Source organism: Streptomyces sp. SID13726, assembly GCF_010548375.1.
GTDB lineage: Bacteria > Actinomycetota > Actinomycetes > Streptomycetales > Streptomycetaceae > Streptomyces.
In genome coordinates this window covers 1-552 of record NZ_JAAGLY010000225.1, presented here as the reverse complement: position 1 = coordinate 552, position 552 = coordinate 1, and the positions used below count along the sequence as shown (strand labels likewise).

General features: G+C 67.2%; 1 protein-coding gene. It reads right to left on the bottom strand.

Translation table 11 applies throughout. The features are described from left to right. Positions 1 to 462: tryptophan 2,3-dioxygenase family protein (locus G3I78_RS47300; RefSeq protein ID WP_239158469.1), on the bottom strand; the 462-nt coding region annotated here is incomplete at its 3' end. Positions 463 to 552: the final 90 nt, after the last annotated feature.

The following is a 552-nucleotide window of genomic DNA, read 5'->3' as shown; positions in this document are numbered from 1 at the left end:
GTCGAACACCGCGAGCATGAGCGCGTTCTGGTTGCCGAGCAGGAACTCGACCGCGCGGTACTGCCAGGACTGGAAGCCCGACGCGTGGCCGAGGAACCCGCGGAACTGCGCGTACTCGCTGGGGGTGAGCGTCGCGAGCACGGACCACTGCTCGGTGAGCGTGCGCTGCACGTGCTTGACGCGCGCGATGCGCTTGAGCGCGGCGCCGAGCTCGTCGGCGGCGAGGAGGTCGCGCGCGGAGAGCAGCTCGTGCAGCACGAGCTTGAGCCAGAGCTCGGTCGTCTGGTGCTGGACGATGAACAGCATCTCGTCGTGGTGCTCGGGGTCGCTCACGGGCTCCTGCGCGGCGAGCAGCGTGTCGAGGTGCAGGTACGACCCGTACGTCAGCTGCTCGCGCAGGTCCGTGACGATGTCGGACTCGAGCGCGCGCTCGTTCGGCGTGGGCAGCGGTGCGTCGGCCATCCGCCGAGCGTATGTCACGAACGTGACGACCGCTAGATCTGTGCGATGCGTTGGGATGACGCAATGATCAAATCATTACGACATCCGGCT